Source organism: Paraburkholderia sp. GW821-FHT02A12 (genome assembly GCF_059422005.1).
Map to the genome: position 1 here is coordinate 4,410,940 of NZ_JBWKWA010000001.1, position 18,232 is coordinate 4,429,171.

Here is an 18,232-nt window from a genome sequence, read left to right on the forward strand (position 1 = left end):
GTACGCCGCAACCCGCGCACGGCAAGAAGAAACGCGAGCCGGAATGAAAACCGGCGCTCGAAGGAGCGCCGGCAGAAAGTATCGACCCGGCGAGCGGGGAAGCTTAACCGCGCCGTTCAACCATGCGCGCCGATCAGATTCACGACCTTGACGTTGCGCGTGTCTGGCACTTCCGCATACGACAGCACCTTCAGCTGCGGCAGGCTGCGGCGCAGGAAACGCGCGAGCATCGGCCGCAACGCGTGCTGCACCAGCAGCACCGGCGCGAGCCCGAGGTTTTGCTGACGCGTCATCGCCTTCTGCGTTTCGGTCATCAGCGTATGCGCGAGCCCGGGCTCGAGACCCGGATTGGCGCCGGTCGACAGCGCCTGCGACAACACCCGTTCCAGATTCGAATCGAGGCCCATCACCTGCATATCGCCGGCGCCCGGGAACCACTGCTGCGTGATCGCGCGGCCCAGCGCGAGGCGCACGGCGGCGGTGAGATCGTGCGCGTCGGTGAGCTTCGGTGTGTGTTCGGACAAAGCTTCGAGGATCGTGCGCATGTCGCGGATCGGCACGCCCTCTTCCAGCAGGTTTTGCAACACCTTTTGCAACGTGGTGAGCGGCAGGGTCTTCGGCACCAGATCGTCGACCAGCGACGGCGTATCTTTCTGCATCCGCTCGATCAGCGCCTGCACTTCGCGGCGGCCGAGCAGTTCGGACGCGTGCGTGACCACCAGATGATTCAGGTGCGTCGCCACCACGGTGCTCGAATCGACCACCGTGTAGCCGTACACCTGCGCCTGTTCGCGCAGATTCGTGTCGATCCAGATCGCCGGCAAACCGAACGCCGGGTCTTGCGTCGGCGTGCCCGGCAGCGCGGCGGAAACCTGCCCCGGATTGATCGCCAGCCATTGCCCCGGATACGCTTCGCCGACGCCGACTTCGACACCCTTCAGCGCGATCCGGTAGCCGTTCGGCCGCAATTCGAGGTTGTCGCGGATATGGATCACCGGCGGCAGGAAGCCGATTTCCTGCGCGAACTTCTTGCGGATGCTCTTGATCCGCTTGAGCAGTTCGCCGTCCGAGTTCTTGTCGACGAGCGGGATCAGCCGGTAGCCCACTTCGAGGCCGAGCGTGTCGATCATCGTCACGTCGTCCCAGCTGGCTTCTGTGTTTTCCACCGGAGTCATCGCGGCCGGCGCGACGTCGATCAGTGCGGTGCTGCTCTTGCGTTCCTCGGCGCGCTTTTTCATCGTGCGGCCGAGCTGGATCAGGCCGCCGCCGAGAATCAGAAACGCGAAGTGCGGCATGCCCGGAATCAGACCCATCAGCACGAGAATGCAGCCGGTGATCATCAGCACGCGCGGATTCGTGAAGAGCTGGCCGGTCAACTGCGTGCCGATGTCTTCGTTGGTGGCGACGCGCGAGACGATCACACCGGCCGCCGTCGAAATCACCAGCGACGGGATCTGCGCGACGAGGCCGTCACCGATGGTCAGCAGCGTGTAGGTCTTGCCTGCCGACGCGAAGTCCATCCCATGCTGCACCATCCCGACGATCAGGCCGCCCAGGATGTTGATCACCATGATCAGCAAGCCGGCGATCGCGTCGCCGCGCACGAACTTGCTCGCGCCGTCCATCGAACCGTAGAACTCGGCTTCCTGGGAGACTTCCAGGCGGCGCTTGCGGGCCTGATCTTCGTTGACGAGGCCGGCGTTCAGGTCGGCGTCGATCGCCATCTGCTTGCCGGGCATTGCGTCGAGCGTGAAGCGCGCGGACACTTCCGCGATCCGCCCCGCACCCTTGGTGATCACCATGAAGTTGATCACCATCAGGATGATGAAGACGACGATACCGACCGCGAAGTTGCCGCCCACGAGGAAGTGGCCGAACGACTCGATCACCTGGCCGGCGGCGTCGGGGCCGGTGTGGCCTTCGAGCAGCACGACCCGTGTGGACGCCACGTTCAGCGACAGGCGCAACAGCGTCGAGAACAGCAGCACGCTCGGGAAAGCCGCGAAGTCGAGCGGCTTCATCGTGTACATGCTGACGAGCAGCACCATCACCGACAGCGCGATGTTGAAGGTGAACAGCATATCCAGCAAAAACGGCGGCAACGGCAAGATCATCATGCCGAGGATCATGCAGATCAGCACCGGCCCGGCGAGGGCGCGCAAATTGGTGCTGCTCAAGGCATCGGGCCGTCGGGACAGGAATCCGGCGCGAGCGTTCATGCGGAGGCTCCTGGAGCGTCTTCGTTAGCGTTGTTGAGCGTGTCGGCGGCTTCCTGACCGGCTTCCTGATCCGACACGCCGCCCTTGTCGAGTTCCGCCGGCACGTCGAGTTCGGTCGGTGCGACCGGCGCGACGCCGCCTTCGGTGTTAAAGCGCCGCAACTGATACACCCACGCGAGCACCTCGGCGACCGCGCCGTACAGCGGGCCGGGAATCTCGCGGTCCAGTTCGACGTTGTGATACAGCGCGCGCGCCAGCGGCGGCGCTTCGAGCAGCGGCACATTGTTTTCCGCGGCGATTTCGCGAATCCGCGCGGCCACCAGGTTCACGCCCTTGGCGACCACCTTCGGCGCGCGCATCTCGCCGTCGGCGTATTGCAGCGCGACCGCGAAGTGCGTCGGGTTGGTCACCACCACGTCGGCCTTCGGCACCTGCGTCATCATGCGGCGGCGGGCAATCGCCCGCTGCTGCTGGCGAATCCGGCCTTTGATATGCGGATCGCCTTCGCTTTCGCGATGTTCGCGCTTCACTTCTTCCTTCGTCATGCGCAGTTTCTTGTGGAACTGCCACAGTTGATACGGCACATCCAGCGCCGCCACGACGAACATGCCCGCCACCGTCATGCCGCAGCACACGGCGATCAGATGCATGGCGTTGGCCAGCGCAATCTGCACGGGCTGGGTGGCCAGCGCGAGAATCTCCTCGCGGCGATGCCAGATCGCCGTGCCGCCGATGATGCCCACCACCAGGGTTTTCGCGAGCGACATGCCGAGCTGGATCGGCCCGTTGATCGAGAACATCTTGCCGAGGCCGGCGATCGGGTTGAGCCGGTCGAACTTGGGCTCGAACCCTTTTGCGGACAACTGCCAGCCGCCCAGCGCCATCGGCGCGAGCAAGGCGGCGAGGCCGGTCAACGCGAGAATCGGCAGCAACGCGTACAGCCCTTCGCGGCTCGCGGCGCCCGCGCCGATCATCATGCGGCGCGTTTCGAACACGCTGGCGTGATCGAACGTGAAGGCCGCGCGCAACATGCTCTGCAAATGCTCGCCGATGCTGCCGGACATGCCCCACACGCCGAAAAAGCCTGCCGCCAGCAGCGCAAACGTCGACAGCTCCCGCGAACGCACGATCTGCCCTTCCTCGCGCGCCTTCTGCAGGCGCCGGGGAGTGGCTGATTCGGTTTTTTCGAGGTCGCTGTCCTCTGCCACAAAAGCTCTCCAAACGGTCGAGGCGCGATGCCTGGTTCCAGTGAGAGCGATTATTCCCGTTGGGCGCAACCGACGATCGGCGGATAAGGGCAGGGAAAGGGGGGTATTTCGGGGGATGGGACAGGCGGTAGCGCGCCCGGGATTGCTTGCTGGAGAGGCGCGCGGGCGGCTCAGATGGGGCGGCGGACCCGCAGCGACAGCGCGGCGCAGGAGAACCGGCTGCGGGTGCCCGCGAGTACCCGGCCGGTTGTCACTCTTGCGTCATGGGCGTCATGCGTGTCAAAACGCGACGTAAGGCGCCTGGCCGCCGCTCGCCGTCTGATCGAGGCCGAAGTACACATGACGGCCATAGAAGAACGGCAAGCCGAGGTCGAAGCTGCTGCTGCCGCTGAGCTGCCCCCCGGCCAAGTCGTTGAACGCGTAGTTGCTGCGGTTGCTGAACAGGGTGGCCGCGCTCAGGATGCCGATACTGGCGGTCGTTTTCGCGCTGTTCTGCCCGACCAGGCTGATCGAGCGCGTTTGCGCCGACGACGGGCAGTAAAAGGGCGCGTAGGGGCTGCCGCATGGCGCGAGGGTACTGTCGGAGAAGAAGTAGCCGTTCGAGCCCGAGTCGAGAAACGCCTGCACCGTCGTGCCGTTGAAGACACTGTTGATCAGATCGCCGGAGGGATTGGTGGTGAAGGTCTGCGCGGCGCCCAGCGCATTGTTCGACTGCGTGCCGATACCGAACACCAGCGTGCCGGTCGCCGACGACGCTCCGGTATCCGCCACCGGCGGCATCTGCACGATCACGCCGTTGTTGTCGGTGGCGAAGTGGGCGACCGGATTGGCGATCTGCTGCGCTGGCGCGACTGCGGTGGGCGTGCAGGACGTGCCGCCCGGGCAGGCGAAGTAGTTGCTGTAGGAATCGTTGGGCGCCGTGCCGATACCGAGGATGCCGTTGGCGCCGAGATCGCTGGCCGTGTTTTCCGCCACGCCGGTGCAGCCGGTCGCCGGCACCGTGCCCGCCGCCATGTCGCCGACGATCTGCACCGGAATGCTCGTCGTGGTCGTCTCGCCGCCGATCGTCACGCTTGCGGTACGCACCGAGCCCCACATAAAGCCGTCGGCGAAATTCGCGCACTCGGCGAGCTGCGCGCCGCCTGTCACCGTGCTGACCGGCAAGGCGCCAAGCATGGACGAGTTCAGCACCGAGCTCACCACGCGCAAGCCGAACGAACCGGTGTCGACCTGAATCTTGTCGATGGTCTGGCAGGTGGTCGAGCCGGGCGCGCACACGGTCACGCTGACCGTGGGAATGTTGATGACGCCTTTCACGCCGAAGCCAACCGTAATCGGCACCGTATTCGCGGCATTCGCGGCGATCGGCTGCTGAGTCGGGCTCGCTGGCAGCGAGCCGCCGTTCAGCGTGGTCGACGAGTTGGAGCTCGAACTGGAACTGCCGCCGCCACCGCCGCAAGCGGCCAGAACCGACACCAGCGCCACGGCCGCGACGGCCTGGGTCCACGCCTTGAGCTTTATCGCAATATGCATGCTTCGCATCGTTCGTCCCCGCCCTTACTGGATGTCGGAACCGCTGACGCCGGCGGGCAGCGCCTGCGGCAACCACGCCTGACCGTTGAACGCGCCCATGTGGCCGCCGGAATGGACCACGAGGCTGCTCTGATCGACCGTCACCGGGCCGCGTCCGCCGCGCGCCGCGCGCACGGCCTTCACGCCGGCGACATATTGCGGAAAAAAGCTGCCGAGCAGATCGCTCAGATCCGGCATTTGCGGGCCGCGCCACGCGAGGCCGAACACCGAGCCGTCCGCCGCCAGGTATTCGCGCACGACCGTGCCGTTGCCAAGCGTGGTTTCACGCACGGTATAGGACGCAGAGGCGGTCGTGGAAGAAGCGGCGCCGGATGCGGAATGCATCACGCTCTGCGCAGCCGTTGCCGCGCTGCTGGCGGGCTGCACGGTGCGGGAAGAAACCGACGCGTCCGCAGGCGGAGTCATCGGCGCGCCGCCCAGTCCCGCATGAGCGGACTGCACGGCTAACAGCGAACAGGGCAAAACAAGCGCGGTAACCCACCCAGCGCGGCGTATACGACTCGACATGACGAAGCTCCTCCCGAGCGGCTGTTGCTCGGTCCGCACGCCGTGCGAACCGGCCACAAGTCTGCAGATCAAACGGCACCGTTACGGCCGCACGATGGAAGGGTTCCTCACCGTGTCGCCGCCCGGCGCCGTTGCGCGCCGGAAAGCCGTGCCGCTGTTTGAGGTCGTAGTATGCCTGCGGTTGCGTCCCGGTAGGAAGCGGGCCACGCGGGCGCGCGGCTTGCTACGTATACAGTTTTGGCCTGCCGCCCTGGACGGCCGATCCTGCGTCAGAAGCCAAGGCTCGCCAGCAGATCGTCGACCTGCGACTGGTCCTGCACCACGTCCGTTTTGCCTTCCGGATTGATCTGCGGACCGTTCAGCAGATGTTCGGGGCTGCCGGTCGACGACGGCTCGGCCGCCAGCGCCGCCGCGGTCGCCGCGAACTGCTCGCGCCGCTCGAGCGCGATGTTCTCGACCAGCACGCCGAGCAATTGCTGCTCGATCAGGTACACGACGTCCGTGATCTTCTTGATGACCTGGCCGGTCAGATCCTGGAAGTCCTGCGCCAGCATGATTTCCATCAGCTGCGAATTGGTCGCGGTGGTGGCTTCCGGCACGCCGCGCAGAAACGCGCGCGTGTCGTTCATCAGCGCGCGCACTTCCTCGCGCTCGATCGGCGCCGCGTACCACTTCTCCCAGCGCGCATCGAGCTCGCCCGCATCCGTCTGCAACTGCTCCTGGATCGGCTTGGCGACGTCGATCGAGGAGAGGACGCGCTCGGCGGCCTGCTCGGTCATGTTCGCGATGTACTTCAGACGGTCGCGAGCATCGGGTACGGCTTCCGCCGCGCGCTCGACATGCTTGTCGAGCCCCAGCTCACGCATCGAGTCGCGCAGCGTGCGCGTCAACTGGCCGATGCGGGCGAGGATGCGGTCGGACGCAAAGTCGCCGCTCTCGCTGCCCGCTTCGGCGCCTTGCGCGTTGGTCGGCAGATTCACATCAGCTCCCGGTCTTGGCCATCTTCTCGAGAATCTTGTTGAGCTTCTCGTCGAGCGTCGCGGCCGTGAACGGCTTGACGACATAGCCGCTCGCGCCGGCCTGGGCTGCCGCGATGATGTTTTCCTTCTTCGACTCGGCCGTCACCATCAGCACCGGCAGATGCGCGAGGCTGGCGTCGGCGCGGATTTCCTTGAGCATGGCCAGACCGTCGAGGTTCGGCATGTTCCAGTCGGAGATCACGAACTCATAGGCGCCGCTGCGCAAGCGCGCGAGACCGGCTGCGCCGTCTTCCGCTTCGTCGACGTTGCTGTAGCCCAGCTCTTTGAGCAGGTTGCGGACGATCCGGCGCATCGTCGGAAAATCGTCAACCACCAGAAACTTCATTCCCTTATCCATTTCATTCCCTTTGCTTGATCCATGATGCGGCGCATGTCCGCCTGTTCAACCTACTTGGCGCGCATCATACCCGCTGAACGCGATCGCCCATTGACGACAGACGCGCCATCACGCGCCGGCTCATTTCCGGCAGCGAGGCGATCTCGTCGGCGGCGCCCAGCGCGATGGCTTCGCGCGGCATGCCGAAGACGATACAGCTCGCTTCGTCCTGCGCAAGGGTATACGCCCCCGCCTTTTTCATGTCCAGCAGGCCGGCGGCGCCGTCGCGCCCCATCCCGGTTAGGATCACCCCGACCGCATTCTTGCCCGCGTGCTGCGCGGCCGAACGGAACAGCACGTCGACCGACGGACGATGCCGGTTCACCGGCGGCTCGTCAGAAAGATGCGCAATATAGTTCGCGCCGCTGCGGGCAAGCAACAGATGAGCGTGGCCGGGCGCGATATACGCATGTCCGGGCAGCACGCGTTCGCCGTGCTCTGCCTCTTTAACGGTAATCCGGCACAAACCATTAAGGCGTTGCGCAAAAGATTTTGTGAAACCCGGCGGCATGTGCTGCGCGATCAGCACGGCGGGTGCATCCGGCGGCAACGGCACCAGCACCTCGCGGATCGCTTCGGTGCCGCCCGTCGACGCGCCGACGATGATCAGCTTCTCGGTACTGAGCAGCGGATTGTTGAAGAGCGGCGCGGCGGCAGGCGCATGTGCGGCATGGGCCGCCGCATGCTGCGCCGGCGCGGCCTGGCGCACCCGCGCGCGGGCCGCGGCGCGAATCTTGTCGGCGAGCTTTTCCGAGTAGTCGAGCATGCCGTCGCGAATGCCGACCTTCGGCTTGGTGACGAAATCGACCGCACCCAGTTCCAGCGCGCGCAGCGTGATTTCGTTGCCGCGCTCGGTCAGCGACGACACCATCACGACCGGCATCGGCCGCAGACGCATCAGCTTCTCGAGGAAGTCGAGGCCGTCCATGCGCGGCATTTCGACGTCGAGCGTCAATACGTCCGGATTGTGTTGCTTGATGAGATCGCGCGCGACCAGCGGGTCGGGTGCGGTCGCCACGACGGTCATGTCCGGCTGGCCATTGATGATTTCCGTCATCAGGCTGCGGATCAGCGCCGAATCGTCGACGCACAATACTTTGATCTTTTGCACAGCGCTCACGCCTCCTCTGCGGTTCTGGCGTTGTTTGAATTAAGGGGGCGCGGGCTCGCGCCAAAGAGTTCGATGCGCGGCTTCACTACGCCCGCGGTCGCACCGCTTCCCGCGAATGCTGCGGGCTTGCCGGCGGAGTTGCCAGCGAAGTTGCCAGCGGGGTTGCCAGCAGCGCCGCCGGCATTCGAACCGAACAGTTCGACCTTCGGCCTTGCAGCGGCCGGTGTCGAGAACAGCTCGACCCGCTTGCGCGCCGCGGCGAGCCGCTCGGCGCGCGCTTCGGCGCTTTGCCGCACCAGCGCCTGTTCGCGCTCGGCGACGCCCGCTTCCTGCTGCAGGCGGAGTTTCTTCACCATCACCTGGCCGGTACGCGGCATGAAGGCGACTTTGCGCGGGTGCGAGCCCTGCAAGTCCTCGGCGACGATGCGGATCTTTTCGAGCGCCAGGTAACGGCGCACGAATTCCGAATTACGGTCGCCGATGTTCATCGTCGTCATGCCGGCCAACACCGCGCCGCCGCCGAACACCTTGGCTTCGAAGCGCTCGCGCCGGCCGCCCGCCTTGATGAGCTCGTTGATCAGCACTTCCATCGCGTACGCGCCATAGCGCATCGAATCCGAAGCGGCTTGCGCGACGTCGGCGCCGTCGTCAGGCAGCATGAAGTGATTCATGCCGCCGATGCCCGCCGTGCGGTCCTGGATGCAGGCCGCGACACACGAACCCAGCACGGTGACCAGCACCATGTCTTCGCTGGTCGTATAAAACTCGTTCGGCAACAGCTTCACGCCGGGGCGTTGGAAGTGGTTGTCGAAGTACAGATTGGTGGCGATCGGCAGGGCGCTGCTCATACCGTCACCCCGTTAGCCGGCGTACTGCTGGAATGGCTCGCCTGGCGAGACGGCGTGCGGACGGCGTCGCGCGTGAGTTCATAAACTGTCTGGCCGCGCAGCTTGAACGCCTGCGTCACATACGTGAAGTTTTCCGAGTGGCCGGCAAACAGCAGACCGCCCGATTTCATCAACGGCTCGAAGCGCGCGAGTACTTGCGCCTGGGTCGGCTTGTCGAAATAGATCATCACGTTGCGGCAGAAGATCGCGTCGAACTGCGAGCGCAGCTGGTAATCGCGGTCGGTCAGGTTCAGCTGCTCGAAGCGCACCATCGCGCGCACTTCAGGGCGCACCTTCACCATGCCGGCGTGCGCGCCGGTGCCTTTCAGGAAGAAGCGCTTGAGCCGCTCCGGCGACAGATGCTTGACCTGGTCGAACTGGTACATGCCGGCTTCGGCTTTTGCCAGCACTTGCGTGTCGATGTCGGTGGCGAGCACGCTCGCCTGGCGCGCGCCGCTGTCGCCGAGGGCTTCGATCAGCGTCATTGCGATCGAATACGGCTCTTCACCGGTCGATGCCGCCGAGCACCACACCGAAACCGGCTGCGACCGGCGCGGCACGAAGTCGGCGAGGATCGGAAAGTGATGCGCTTCGCGAAAGAATGCGGTCAGGTTGGTGGTCAGCGCGTTGGTGAACGCTTCCCATTCGGCCGGATCGTTTTCCGCTTCGAGCAGATCGAGATACTGCTTGAAGGTCTCGATGCCGCGCGCGCGCAGCCGGCGCGCCAGACGGCTGTACGCCATGTCGCGCTTGTGATCCGACAGCGAGATGCCCGCGCCGCGATGAATCAGTTCGCGGATACGGGCGAAATCCGCCGACGTGAATTCGAAATCCCGTCCTTGTTCGCCGGATCTGGCCGGGTCCGCCCGCTCGGGACGTGCCGGTTGCGGAGGTGCCGGTTGCGGACGTGCCGGTTGCGGACGTGCCGGTTGCGGAGGTGCCGGTTGCGGAGGTGCCGGTTGCGGACGTTGCTGTGCGCGCGTTGCCATCATCAAAGTTCCTGCCTGCGATACGAGCCATTCCGCTTTCCGCCCAAGGCGTTGCCTTTGGCGAACGGGATTGTGTTCGCGGGGTCGCGCCCGCCCGCGAGTTCCGCCCACCTGCAGTCGGCCCGCGACACGCTGTCCGAGCGTGCTTCGATGATTCGCCCCTCAGGGAGCGAGATGCCGAATGGCTGCATGTCTGCCTGCTGTTTCCTAGAACGTTTCCCAGTCCGCATCCGAGCCCGCCTTGGCCGCGCTTGCAGCGGCCGGGCGTGCTGCGGATTCGGACGCGGCCCGCGCCGTCTTCGGCTTGAGCGCCGGCTCGACGCGTGCGGCGCCTGCATCATGGGCGGCCGAAGCCTGCGCCGCGCTGCTGGGTGCCGGGTGCGCCGCCTGGTGTGCTGCCGGGTGCGCTGCCTGGCGTGCCGCCGGTTGTGGCGAAGCCTTGGCTGTCGGCGCCGCCTTGACACCCGCGCTACGCGCCGTGTGCGGACGCGCTGCCGCCGCTACGCTGTGAGTTGCCACGCGCGCCGGCCCGCCGGCCACTTTCCAGCCGTTCACCACGGCTTGCAGCTGACGCGTCTGGTCTTCGAGCGATGCCGCCGCAGCCGCCGCCTGTTCGACCAGTGCGGCGTTCTGCTGCGTGACTTCGTCCATCTGCACGACCGCGCGATTCACCTGTTCGATACCGCCCGACTGCTCTTCGGAAGCCGCGCTGATTTCGCCCATGATGTCGGTCACGCGGCGCACGGCCTGCACGATCTCGTCCATCGTGGTGCCGGCGCGGCCGACCAGCGCCGAGCCGCTTTGCACCTTGTCGACCGAGTCGCCGATTAGTTCCTTGATTTCCTTCGCGGCGCTGGCGCTGCGCTGCGCGAGGCTGCGCACTTCGCCCGCGACCACCGCGAAACCGCGGCCCTGTTCGCCTGCCCGCGCGGCTTCGACCGCCGCGTTCAGCGCGAGAATATTGGTCTGGAACGCAATCCCTTCGATCACGCCGATGATGTCGACGACCTTGTTCGAACTGGTCGCGATGCCCTGCATCGTCGTGACGACCTGGCTCACCACGTCGCCGCCGCGGGTCGCGATATCGGACGCGTTGACCGCCAGCTGGCTCGCCTGGCGCGCGTTCTCGGCGTTCTGCCGCACGGTGCCGGTCAGCTGCTCCATGCTCGACGCGGTTTCCTGCAACGAAGCGGCTTGCTGTTCGGTGCGCTGCGACAGATCGGTGTTGCCCATCGCGATTTCGCGCGCGCCGGTGTCGATCGATTCGGTACTGCTGTGAACCGCCTTCACCATCGTCGCCATGCTTTCCTGCATCCGCTTGATGCTGCTGAACAGCCGGCCGATTTCATTGCGGCTGAACACTTCGATCGTCTCGGACAGGTCGCCCGAAGCGATCCGTTCGAAGCAGGCGGTGGCGTCGGCGAGCGGCTGCACGATCAGGCCGCGCAGCGCGAAGCGGATGCCCACCACCAGCAGCAAGGCCAGCGCGGTGGTGGCGATGATCAGCGTCGTCATCAGCGAGATGTTCGATTGCGCGCCCGCCTGCTGGTCCATCGCGTGCTGCTGCAGTCCCTTGATGACGGCGGACGCGGCGATGTCGTACGCAACGAACAACGGGCTGATCTTCGTATCGGCAATCGCGTGATAGGCCGCCAGATCGTTCGCGCGCAACGCGGCGAACTCCGGATCCATGCCGTCGCGCATCAGCGTCGTGCGGCGCGTCGCCAGTTCGTCGAGCTGTGCCTGCTCGGCGCCGCTCTTGGGCGCGTCGAGATACGTCTGCCAGCTCTGGTTGCCCAGGCCGTACAGTTCCTGCGCACGATTGAGGACCTTCTTCGCCTGCTCGGTGTCGCCGGCGGTGCTCAACGAATTGAAGCGATCGAGCGATACGCGCGTGCGCAACAGGTACGCCGACGCCTCATCAAGCGCGTGAATCGCCACCAGATCGCCGCGCGCAATGCGATCGAGCGACTGGCTGGCGCGATTCAGCGCCGTCAGCCCGAGCGCGCCGACCACCACGGTCAGCGCAACCAGAATGATCCCCACCAGCGTCAGCGACGTGCGAATCGACAACCTGCTCAGCATCTCAATGCTCCCTTATTCCAGTCCCTCGTTCGCGCAGCAACCGCTTAGCCGGCGAGCGTTTCGATCAGTGCCATTTCACGGCTGGTCATCAGCTTCTCGATGTCCATCAGGATCAGCATGCGGCCGTCGACAGTGCCCAGACCCGTGAGATATTCGGTCGTCAGGGTGGCGCCGAATTCCGGCGCCGGCATGATCTGGTCGGTGGCGAGGGTCAGCACGTCCGACACGCCGTCCACCACCATCCCGACCACGCGATGCGCGACGTTCAGGATGATCACCACCGTCTGATGGTCGTACTCGACGCGGCCCAGATGGAACTTGATGCGCATGTCGACGATCGGCACGATGATGCCGCGCAGATTGATCACGCCCTTGATGAACTCAGGCGCATTGGCGATGCGCGTGACGTTGTCGTAGCCGCGGATTTCCTGCACCTTGAGGATGTCGATGCCGTACTCTTCGGCGCCGAGCGTGAAGACGAGGAATTCCTGACCGCCGGCGTCGGCCTGCTGCGCGTCGCGGCGGCCATTCGTACCGTTCGCGACGCTCGAATTGATGGATTGGACTTCTGCCACGTTAGCCCCCAAGCGGTTGGGATGAAATGCGTTGAGTAAGTGTTACGGGTGTCATGAATGTCACGCGAGGCTCATCGCGCCGTGCGCGTGGCGCGTCTCGCGGTTCAGCGCCGCCACGTCCACGATCAGCGCGACACTGCCGTCGCCGAGAATGGTCGCGGCGGAAATGCCATGCACCTTGCGATAGTTCGTTTCCAGATTCTTCACGACCACCTGCTGCTGGCCCACCAGCTCGTCGATCAGCATCGCAAAGCGGCGCCCTTCGGTTTGCATGATGGTGACGATGCCCTGGGTCGGCTCCCGCTTCGCGTCTTCGACCGAGAACACTTCGTGCAGCGCGACGAGCGGCAGATATTCGCCGCGCACGCGCACCACGCGTTCGCCGTTGGCCACCGTGTAGATGTCCTCGGCTTGCGGCTGCAGCGACTCCATCACGAAGTTCAGCGGCAGAATGAAGATCTCGTTGCCGACCTTCACCGACATGCCGTCGAGAATCGCCAGCGTGAGCGGCAAGACGATCCGCGTGGTGCTGCCCTTGCCCGCATGCGAGGTGATCTCGACGTGACCGCCCATCGACTGGATGTTGCGCTTCACCACGTCCATGCCGACGCCGCGGCCGGAGACGTCCGTGACCTGCTCCGCCGTCGAGAAGCCCGGCAGGAAGATCAGGTTCCAGACTTCGTCGTCGGTCATGCTTTCGCTGACCTGCATGCCCTGCTTGGCCGCCTTCGCGAGAATCTTGTCGCGGCGCAGACCGGCGCCGTCGTCGCTCACTTCGATGACGATGTTGCCGCCGTGATGCGCGGCCGAGAGCACCAGCTGGCCGGTTGAATCCTTGCCCGCCGCGCGCCGCGCTTCCATGGTTTCGATGCCGTGGTCGAGACTGTTGCGCACGAGGTGAGTCAACGGATCGATGATCCGTTCGATGAGGCTCTTGTCGAGTTCGGTCGCCTGACCGAAGGTGACGAGTTCGACCTCCTTGCCGAGTTTCGCCGCCAGATCGCGCACCAGACGCGGGAAGCGGCTGAACACGTAATCCATCGGCATCATGCGGATCGACATCACTGCTTCCTGCAGATCGCGCGCGTTGCGCTCGAGCTGCGCCATGCCGTTGAAGAGGCGATCGTGCAGGGCCGGGTCGAACGTGCTGGTGGTCTCGGCCAACATCGCCTGGGTGATCACCAGTTCGCCGACCAGGTTGATCAGCTGATCGACCTTTTCGACGCCGACGCGAATCGAACTGCCTTCCGCGCCGCCCGCTGCCGCGGCCGGACGCGCCTTGCGGTCCGGTTCGGCCGGAGCGGCTGCGGCGGGTGCCGGTGCGCTGCCCGCTGCCGGCGGCGCTGCTGCCGTGCTAACTGCTGCAGCGCTGGACGCTGCTGCAGCGCTGGCTGCCGCGGCATCCGCGCGCGGCGCCGGCGCGTCGAACAGACCGTGCGTGGCGGTGTTGGCGGACGCAGCGACGCTGGCCGCCGGTGCTGCCTGCTCCGCATGGACTGCCGCTACTGCCTGTACTGCTTGCGCCGGCGTCGACTGCCCAGCGTCCGGCGTTCCAGGTTCGCCTTGCTGGGTGTCGCCGGCCGGCGCGCTACCGCGGCCGATCGAGATCTGACTTTCGTCGATCACGAAACAGCACACGGCAATGATGTCGTCGGAGGTCACGTCGGTCGCGAGCCACAGCGTCAGATCGCCGCCGCTCTTGACCTGCCCGACAATGTTCCCCAGGTTGCCGAGCTCTTCGGCCAGCAATTCCTGGTCCTTCTCACCTACGCCCCGTAGCGTAATTTTCAGATGGGGGCCGGCGCCTTCGCTTGCCTCGCCTGCCACGCCGGTTCCCGCGGCTTGCCCGGTCTGCGCCGGTTCGCCGTCACTCCATTCACCCGCCGCCTGCACCGCCTGTTCGACCACGTGCTCCGGCGGGGTGCCGCCTTGTACTGCCTGCGCCGCCTGCGCCGCCACTGCTGCCGGCGCGCTGACGGCCGCCGGCGCCGCTTCAGCCGGAGCGCCGCCGAGGCGGCTTTCCGCGTGCAGCTGTTCGAGCTTCGCGCAAATCGCCTTGGCGACCGCCGCATCCGGTTCGGCGCTCGCGCGGTAATCGGCGAGCTGGCCCGACAACACGTCCTTGGTTTCGAGGAACGTGTCGATCATGTCCTTGCGCAGCACGAGTTCGTTATTGCGCGCGCGGTCGAGCAGCGATTCGAGAATGTGAGTGGTTTCCGTCAGCGCGGTAAAGCCGAACGTCGCCGCGCCGCCCTTGATCGAGTGCGCCGCGCGGAAAATCGCCGCGAGGTCTTCGGGGTCCGGGTGTGCGATATCCAGATTGAGCAGCAACTGCTCCATCTGCGCGAGCAGTTCGTCCGCTTCGTCGAAGAACGTCTGATAGAACTGAGTGATGTCGAGTGTCATGCCTGGTTCACCGCGAGAGTTCCTGTCTTGGCTTGGGCTGCCGTGCCGCCGCGTCGAGAGCTTCTATAACTTGTGTAAAGGTGGCGCTCATTTGCCGTTCATGCCTGGTCCGGCTCGGCCAGCACCGCCACCAGTTCGGTCAACATGTCGGGGTCGAGCGGCTTTTCGATCCAGCCGGTCGCCCCCGCAGCCCGTGCCGCCGCCTTGAACGGCTCGCCCGATTCCGTCGTCAGGACGAGGATCGGCGTGGCCTGGTAGGCCGGGTTGCCGCGCAGTTCGGCGATCAGATCGAGGCCGGTCTTGCCCGGCATGTGCTGGTCGGTCAGCACGAGGTCGAACGGCATGGCGAGCGCGTTTTCGAGCCCTTCGTCGCCGTCCGCCGCGAGCGTCACTTCATAGCCCGCCGACGTCAGCGTGGCGGCGAGAATTTGCCGCATCGATGCCGAATCGTCGATTGCCAGAATGTGCCTGATCATGAAAACCTCGCTGCACTTACGCTATGGATCGCCGGGCCGTCCGCGCCGCTCGGGCGCGTGAACCGGCCAGGCGATCGCTGTCTGTTACGGGGCCGCCGTTGCCGGCGCCTTCGGTGCAACCGTCACCGGTTGCGCAAGCTTTTGCAGCAGCGGCCTGGAGCCGGCTGCGTCGTCCGACAAGGTGGTCGTGGTGGAGTCGTCATGGTCAAGCGCCTCCTCCGACTTCCTGTTCAGCACGATGATGCTGATGCGGCGGTTCTCCGGATCCATCGGGTCCGCCTTGTTCAGGTTCTGCGTCGACGCGAGGCCCAGCACGCGCATCACCTTCTGTTCGTCCATGCCGCCGGCGATCAGCTCGCGGCGCGACGCATTGGCGCGGTCCGCGGACAGTTCCCAGTTGCTGTATCCCTTCTCGCCGCCGGCGTACTGCGCGGCGTCCGTGTGGCCCTGCACGATGATGCGGTTCGGCACGTCGTTCAGCGTGTGGCCGATTTCGCGCAGGATGTCGCGCATGTACGGTTCCACCTGGTCTTTCGCGGTCGCGAACATCGGCCGCTTCTGCGAGTCGACGATTTCGATGCGCAAGCCGGTCAGCGTCGAATCGATGCGGATCTGCTGCTTGAACTGGCGCAGCACCGGATTCGCCTCGATCGCGGCCATCAGCTTGACCTGCAAGTCGTGCAAGCGGACCTGCTCGCGCCGCTCCAGCTCGCCCTTCAACTGCTTCATCGAGTCTTCGTTGTTATGCGAGACGGTGCGCTCGGCGCGGCTGCTGGTGCCGTCCGTCGAGCGCGTCACGCCTTGCGCGTCGGTCGAGATGTCGCGACCGCCGCCCTTCAGAATGCTCGAATCCTCGGCGCTGCGATCGCCGCCCCACAGCGTGATCTTCAGCGGCTGGTTGAAGTAATCGGCGATGCCCTTCAACTGCACGGTGGACGCCGAACTCAGCAGCCACATCAGCAGGAAGAACGCCATCATCGCGGTCATGAAGTCCGCATACGCGAGCTTCCACGCGCCGCCATGGTGGCCCTTCTTGGCCGGTGCGGAGCGCTTGACGATAATGGCGCGGTCTTTGTCCTTGCTCATCGAATCGGTTCCCGGCGCCCGTTACTTGGCTTTCACGCGGCGCACGTGCTCTTCCAGTTCGGCGAACGACGGGCGTTCGGTCGAGAAGAGCACCTTGCGGCCGAATTCGACGGCGATTGCCGGCGCGTAGCCGTTCAGGCTCGCGAGAATCGTCACCTTGATGCACTGGAACATCTTGGTCGACTCGGTCACGCGCTGTTCGGCGACGCTCGCGAGCGGCCCGATCAGCCCGTACGAAAGCAGAATCCCGAGGAAGGTGCCGACCAGCGCCTGGGCGATCATCTCGCCGAGAACCGCGGGCGGCTTGTCAGCCGAGGCCATGGTGTGCACCACGCCCATCACCGCGGCGACGATCCCGAACGCCGGCATCGCGTCGCCGACCTTGGTCAGGGCGTGCGCCGGCGCTTCGCCTTCCTGGTGATGCGTCTCGATCTCCTCGTCCATCAGGCTTTCGATCTCGAACGCGTTCATGTTGCCGCCCACCATCAAACGCAGGTAGTCGGTCAGAAACTCGATGATGTGCTTGTCGGCGAGGATCTTCGGATATTGGGTGAAGATCGGGCTCTTCGACGGATCGTCGATATCGGCTTCCAGCGTCAGCGTGCCTTCCTTGCGCGCCTTGGCCAGCAGGACGTAGAGGAGCGCCATCAGCTCCATGTAGACGTCCTTGTTGTACTTCGCGCCCTTGAACAGGGTCGGAATGACGCGCACCGTCGCCTTGATGGTCTTCATCCCGTTGCCGAGAATGAACGCACCGAGACCGGCGCCGACGATCATCAGCACTTCGACGGGCTGCAACAGCGCGCCGAGATGGCCGCCTTCCAGCGCATAACCGCCGAAGACAGACAACAGCGTCACGAGTGTTCCCACGAAAATCAGCACTGCCGAGCCCTCACAAAGAAGCGACGGTGACCGTCGTTAATCTGGTTTACGGCAACGGAGCAGAAAACTTTGACGGAAAAGCGGCGTGTCGCGGCGGTGTAAACCAGAGGCGCGTCAAACCGGAGCGGCGCCGCGCGAGCGGGCTGCGAAACGCGCCGGGCGGCGCTACGCTTGCTGGGCGCGGGTCGGCGCCGGGTTGGCGCCAGGTTGACGGCCGGCGCGCCGCTTAAATCGCGAGGGCGGCCAGGCTCTCGCGGGCCCGGGCGTCGGCGAATTTCTTTGTCTTACCGGCGCGCGAGGGCGGCTGGCACAGCCCACAGACGAACGCGTGCTGCGGATCGTGCGCATGCGCGACGAAATGGCCGCCGCAACGGCAGCAGGGGGTCATTTGCAGCATCCTGGAGTCGAAAAAGCGCACCAGCGTCCAGGCGCGCGTGAGACTGAGCACGGGCTCATCGTCGTGCAACTGGACATGTTCCAGGTAGAGCCGGTAGCTCTTCACGATCGACTGGATCGTCAGGCAGCCGCCGTGGCCGGCCATGAAACGGTAGATGTTGTAGAACAGCGAGGAGTGAAAGTTCGGCTGCCAGGTCATGAACCAGTCGGTCGAAAACGGCAGCATGCCCTTGGGCGGCGACACCCCTTTCAGTTCCTTGTACAGCTTGATGAGCCGGTCGCGCGACAGACTGGTTTCTGCTTCCAGCAGTTGCAGGCGCGCGCCGAGTTCGATCAGCTCGATCGCCAGGGTGATTTCCCTGACTTCGAGCACCACGCTTTTATATGCCATCCGTT

The 18,232-nt window shown here is 65.2% G+C and carries 16 protein-coding genes; all 16 read right to left on the reverse strand.

All coding sequences use genetic code 11. The annotated features are described in order from the left end of the window. Window positions 1-116: 116 nt before the first annotated feature. A complete protein-coding gene (gene flhA, locus AC07WT_RS20420; protein ID WP_492592618.1) occupies window positions 117-2,219 on the reverse strand; it encodes a flagellar biosynthesis protein FlhA in 2,103 nt (700 codons plus the stop codon). Beyond that, window positions 2,216-3,427: a flagellar biosynthesis protein FlhB gene (flhB, locus tag AC07WT_RS20425; RefSeq protein ID WP_494948250.1), complete on the reverse strand. Its 1,212-nt coding sequence runs from the start codon at window positions 3,425-3,427 to the stop codon at window positions 2,216-2,218. The genes flhA and flhB overlap by 4 nt, the downstream gene beginning before the upstream one ends. A 279-nt stretch (window positions 3,428-3,706) precedes the next feature. Continuing rightward, on the reverse strand, window positions 3,707-4,969 hold the full coding sequence (locus AC07WT_RS20430) for a DUF3443 domain-containing protein (RefSeq protein WP_494948251.1): 1,263 nt from the start codon (window positions 4,967-4,969) through the stop codon (window positions 3,707-3,709). 15 nt (window positions 4,970-4,984) lie between these two features. Next, window positions 4,985-5,527 carry a DUF2844 domain-containing protein gene (locus AC07WT_RS20435; protein ID WP_494948252.1) on the reverse strand — a complete coding sequence of 181 codons (543 nt, stop codon included), beginning with the start codon at window positions 5,525-5,527 and terminating at the stop codon, window positions 4,985-4,987. Between the two features lie 269 nt (window positions 5,528-5,796). Beyond that, complete coding sequence (gene cheZ / locus AC07WT_RS20440; RefSeq protein ID WP_494948253.1) at window positions 5,797-6,507, reverse strand: protein phosphatase CheZ; 711 nt, start codon at window positions 6,505-6,507, stop codon at window positions 5,797-5,799. A gap of 1 nt (window position 6,508) precedes the next feature. Beyond that, window positions 6,509-6,904: a chemotaxis response regulator CheY gene (gene cheY / locus AC07WT_RS20445; protein ID WP_115101674.1), complete on the reverse strand. Its 396-nt coding sequence runs from the start codon at window positions 6,902-6,904 to the stop codon at window positions 6,509-6,511. Window positions 6,905-6,968: 64 nt separating this feature from the next. Continuing rightward, window positions 6,969-8,054, reverse strand: coding sequence for a protein-glutamate methylesterase/protein-glutamine glutaminase (locus AC07WT_RS20450; RefSeq protein WP_494948254.1), 1,086 nt, complete (start codon window positions 8,052-8,054; stop codon window positions 6,969-6,971). A 5-nt stretch (window positions 8,055-8,059) separates the two neighbouring features. Continuing rightward, window positions 8,060-8,902, reverse strand: coding sequence for a chemoreceptor glutamine deamidase CheD (cheD, locus tag AC07WT_RS20455; protein WP_494948255.1), 843 nt, complete (start codon window positions 8,900-8,902; stop codon window positions 8,060-8,062). Next, window positions 8,899-9,933, reverse strand: coding sequence for a CheR family methyltransferase (locus AC07WT_RS20460; protein ID WP_494948256.1), 1,035 nt, complete (start codon window positions 9,931-9,933; stop codon window positions 8,899-8,901). Before AC07WT_RS20460 ends, cheD begins: the two co-directional genes overlap by 4 nt. Window positions 9,934-10,137: 204 nt before the next feature. Beyond that, on the reverse strand, window positions 10,138-12,015 hold the full coding sequence (locus AC07WT_RS20465) for a methyl-accepting chemotaxis protein (RefSeq protein WP_494948257.1): 1,878 nt from the start codon (window positions 12,013-12,015) through the stop codon (window positions 10,138-10,140). A gap of 44 nt (window positions 12,016-12,059) precedes the next feature. Beyond that, a complete protein-coding gene (gene cheW / locus AC07WT_RS20470; protein WP_494948258.1) occupies window positions 12,060-12,590 on the reverse strand; it encodes a chemotaxis protein CheW in 531 nt (176 codons plus the stop codon). A gap of 60 nt (window positions 12,591-12,650) precedes the next feature. Continuing rightward, window positions 12,651-14,996, reverse strand: a complete 2,346-nt coding sequence (cheA, locus tag AC07WT_RS20475) for a chemotaxis protein CheA (RefSeq protein ID WP_494948259.1) — start codon at window positions 14,994-14,996, stop codon at window positions 12,651-12,653. Window positions 14,997-15,094: 98 nt separating this feature from the next. Then, window positions 15,095-15,472 (reverse strand): response regulator, encoded by a 378-nt coding sequence (locus AC07WT_RS20480; protein ID WP_492595773.1) that lies wholly within the window; start codon window positions 15,470-15,472, stop codon window positions 15,095-15,097. An 84-nt stretch (window positions 15,473-15,556) separates the two neighbouring features. Continuing rightward, window positions 15,557-16,558, reverse strand: coding sequence for a flagellar motor protein MotB (gene motB, locus AC07WT_RS20485; RefSeq protein ID WP_494948260.1), 1,002 nt, complete (start codon window positions 16,556-16,558; stop codon window positions 15,557-15,559). A 21-nt stretch (window positions 16,559-16,579) separates the two neighbouring features. Beyond that, window positions 16,580-17,440, reverse strand: a complete 861-nt coding sequence (motA, locus tag AC07WT_RS20490; RefSeq protein WP_494948261.1) for a flagellar motor stator protein MotA — start codon at window positions 17,438-17,440, stop codon at window positions 16,580-16,582. A 226-nt stretch (window positions 17,441-17,666) separates the two neighbouring features. Further along, complete coding sequence (flhC, locus tag AC07WT_RS20495) at window positions 17,667-18,227, reverse strand: flagellar transcriptional regulator FlhC (protein ID WP_494948262.1); 561 nt, start codon at window positions 18,225-18,227, stop codon at window positions 17,667-17,669. Window positions 18,228-18,232 lie beyond the last annotated feature (5 nt).

Bases quoted from the DNA above. Each gene is read 5' to 3' on its own strand.
- cheD (WP_494948255.1), bottom strand. From the start codon at position 8,902: ATGAGCAGCGCCCTGCCGATCGCCACCAATCTGTACTTCGACAACCAC.
- AC07WT_RS20435 (WP_494948252.1), bottom strand. From the start codon at position 5,527: ATGTCGAGTCGTATACGCCGCGCTGGGTGGGTTACCGCGCTTGTTTTG.
- AC07WT_RS20465 (WP_494948257.1), bottom strand. From the start codon at position 12,015: ATGCTGAGCAGGTTGTCGATTCGCACGTCGCTGACGCTGGTGGGGATC.
- flhC (WP_494948262.1), bottom strand. From the start codon at position 18,227: ATGGCATATAAAAGCGTGGTGCTCGAAGTCAGGGAAATCACCCTGGCG.
- AC07WT_RS20460 (WP_494948256.1), bottom strand. From the start codon at position 9,933: ATGATGGCAACGCGCGCACAGCAACGTCCGCAACCGGCACCTCCGCAA.
- motB (WP_494948260.1), bottom strand. From the start codon at position 16,558: ATGAGCAAGGACAAAGACCGCGCCATTATCGTCAAGCGCTCCGCACCG.
- flhA (WP_492592618.1), bottom strand. From the start codon at position 2,219: ATGAACGCTCGCGCCGGATTCCTGTCCCGACGGCCCGATGCCTTGAGC.
- cheY (WP_115101674.1), bottom strand. From the start codon at position 6,904: ATGGATAAGGGAATGAAGTTTCTGGTGGTTGACGATTTTCCGACGATG.
- cheA (WP_494948259.1), bottom strand. From the start codon at position 14,996: ATGACACTCGACATCACTCAGTTCTATCAGACGTTCTTCGACGAAGCG.
- AC07WT_RS20430 (WP_494948251.1), bottom strand. From the start codon at position 4,969: ATGCGAAGCATGCATATTGCGATAAAGCTCAAGGCGTGGACCCAGGCC.
- AC07WT_RS20480 (WP_492595773.1), bottom strand. From the start codon at position 15,472: ATGATCAGGCACATTCTGGCAATCGACGATTCGGCATCGATGCGGCAA.